The organism is Trichococcus sp. (assembly GCF_049589555.1).
Taxonomy (GTDB): domain Bacteria; phylum Bacillota; class Bacilli; order Lactobacillales; family Aerococcaceae; genus Trichococcus.
In genome coordinates, this window is record NZ_JBAWAZ010000005.1 from 1 (window position 1) to 2,721 (window position 2,721).

3 protein-coding genes are annotated in these 2,721 nt (G+C 46.1%); all 3 read right to left on the reverse strand.

All coding sequences use genetic code 11. From position 1 onward, the window contains the following. Window positions 1-149: 149 nt before the first annotated feature. Entirely contained in the window at window positions 150-656 is a 507-nt protein-coding gene (locus tag WBV27_RS00075) for a phosphatidylglycerophosphatase A family protein (RefSeq protein WP_424198338.1), read from the reverse strand. Between the two features lie 267 nt (window positions 657-923). Beyond that, the gene (locus tag WBV27_RS00080) at window positions 924-1,904 is read right to left on the reverse strand and encodes an NAD(P)/FAD-dependent oxidoreductase (RefSeq protein ID WP_424198342.1); all 981 of its coding nucleotides are present in this window, start codon (window positions 1,902-1,904) and stop codon (window positions 924-926) included. A 61-nt stretch (window positions 1,905-1,965) separates the two neighbouring features. After that, on the reverse strand, window positions 1,966-2,475 hold the full coding sequence (locus WBV27_RS00085) for a divergent PAP2 family protein (RefSeq protein ID WP_424198340.1): 510 nt from the start codon (window positions 2,473-2,475) through the stop codon (window positions 1,966-1,968). Between the last annotated feature and the right edge of the window lie 246 nt (window positions 2,476-2,721).

The window sequence follows — 2,721 nt, forward strand, 5'->3', positions numbered from 1 at the left end:
CTCCACAAACGTGTTCTGATTCGCAGACACCACTAACGTTTCACACCCCACGAAGTGAACAAAAGATGTTCACTTCGTGGGGTGCTCCAACGTACGGGTGTCTAAATGCGAATCATCACACTCTTCGCAAACGTGTTCTGAATCCCACTCTATTTCATTATGTCGCTTTTGTTTGGGTTGTCGTGGGCGATGCGGCTGGCTGCGGCTGCGGCGATTGCTCCTACGATGTCATCGAGGAAGGTATGGCATTCTGAATCGGTTTTGTCGTTCAGTTTCTGCAGGATGCCGGGTTTGACTTTATCGATGTAGCCGTAGTTAGTGAAGCCGATGGATCCGTATACGTTGACGATGGAGAGGGCAAGGATTTCGTCGATACCGTAGAGCCCTTCGTCGTTCAGGATAATGTCCGCCAGTGGTTGGGAGAGCTGCCCCGAATCGGCGAGCTTATCTATTTCGATGCCGGTAATGATTGCATTTTGAACTTCCCGTTTCAGGAACACAGCCTTAACGTTCTCGATGCACTCCTCCATAGTCAGATTTTCTACATAGGATTTCTGGAGATGTAAAACGAGGTCGGCGATATCCTCGACGCTCACGCCGCGTTCCGCAATTAAAGCCACCGCTCGTGCATGCAACTCACTGTCTGATTTGACCATACTAATGCCTCCTGGATTCGTATTTGATACTTTTATTATAGAGGAATGGCAGTTGAGAACAAAAGAAGAGGCATTCTTGATTCATTATTTGCAATAGCAAGTGGAGTTCGGGGATATTCTGTATGAGTGATGAATTTATGCTCAGAAATAATCCGTTAAAACCACTTTTGCGGGGAATTCCGCCACGCACCAGCACCCCAGTTCAGACAACTGTATAACCAAATCAAAAAAGGGCCCATCTCTGAATGAGACAGCCCTCCATAAAGTTTAAAATAAGCTCGTGCTGTGCATCGGTTGTACGCGTGTGTCGGGATTTATGTACACCATCGCGTTGTTGACGGCTACAGGAGCTTCACCGAATCCGGTGGCGATCAGTTTGACTTTGCCGGAATAGGTTCCGATGTCTCCTATGGCATAGACCCCTGGAATGGTGGTCTCCATTTTCGAATTTACGACGATGGCGTTACCTTGGACTTCGAAGCCCCATTTCTTCATACCCCCGATGGAAGATGAAAAGCCGTAATTGATCAAAAAGTCATCCACTTCCAGCTCAAACGTGTTTTCTTTGCGGGCTTCCTGAAGGGTGACGCTCGTCAGGAACTCTTCGTTTCCGTTGACACTGACAGGAACGAAAGGCGTCATGACCTCAACGGACGATTCATGCAACAAGTGGACGCTGTGCTCTTGTGCGCGGAATTGCGGGCGACGATGGATCAGATAGACCTTTTTGGCGATCGGTTCCAAAGTTAATGCCCAATCCACTGCCGAATCTCCACCGCCACAGATGGCGACCGTCTTATCGCGGAAACTTTCGATATTGTTTACGAAATAGTGGAGATTAGTATTTTCATACTTGTCTGCGTGTTCTATTTCCAATTTTCTCGGCCGGAAAGCTCCGTTTCCTGCAGAGATGATCACTGCTTTTGAATAATGGCGATTTTTGGTCGTTTGGATCTCGAAGATGCCTTCAGCATTTTTTTCGAGTTCAAATGCTTCCTCACCGAACACCAACTTCGTGTCAAAGCGGTCCATCTGTTCTTTCAGGTTAGTGACGAGGTCGCCGCCGGAAATGGCTGGGTAACCTGCGATGTCATATATATTTTTTTCAGCATAAAGCATGCCAGGTTGGCCGCCGAGCTGGGGTAGGGCTTCTATGATTTTGACTTTGGCTTGCCGCAGTCCGGCGTAGAACGCCGTGAACATGCCGACAGGGCCACCGCCGATGATGGTGATGTCGTATATTTCTATATCTTTCAATTGTCTTCCTCCGTTGTTTCTGTTCCGGGCGAATGCCTCGCCCGGAGAGGTATCAGATTTGCTCATAGAACATTCTGACGATAAATGTCACAAAAATACCCGTCAACAGTCCGACAAAAACCTCAGAAGGTTTGTGCCCAAGGTATTTTTTTACGGCCATTTCTTCAGGATAAACCTTTTCATCATCTTCCTCGGAAATCAGTTCTTGCTCGTTCTTAGGGAACTTTAGAGATAAGCGAGTCAGCTCTTTGAGGGCGTCGATGAGGACAATGCCTTGCTCACCGCTCTGACGACGTACGCCCATCGAGTCGAACATGACGATGACACCGAAAGTCGTAGCGATGGCTACATAACCGGAACCAATGCCGTACTGCAGAATGAGCGCCGTTATCAACGAGCTGACGGCAGCCGAGTGGGAACTGGGCATCCCGCCAGTAGTCGTCACGATCGACAAGGAAGTTTTCTTGTCTTTTGAAAAAATTGCAATCGGATATTTTAAAGCTTGGGTGAACATGATAGCTACCAGGGAACAAATTAAGGGGAAATTCTCGAAGATCATCATTATTTTTCATCCTTCACTTAAATATCTGCTTTTCATTTATGATAACATGAATCGATACTTACATCCTAATGAAAAAGAAAAAACGGGCTGAATTTTCATTTTTGGAAAATCGGGGGATTAATCTTTTGCATATTGTGGTAAAATGTAAAAAAAGGAGGATGAATAATGAGTTTATTTCCACAATTACAAGCAAAAGATAATGATAAGAAAGTCATTATGAAAACAAACAAAGGGGATATCACAATC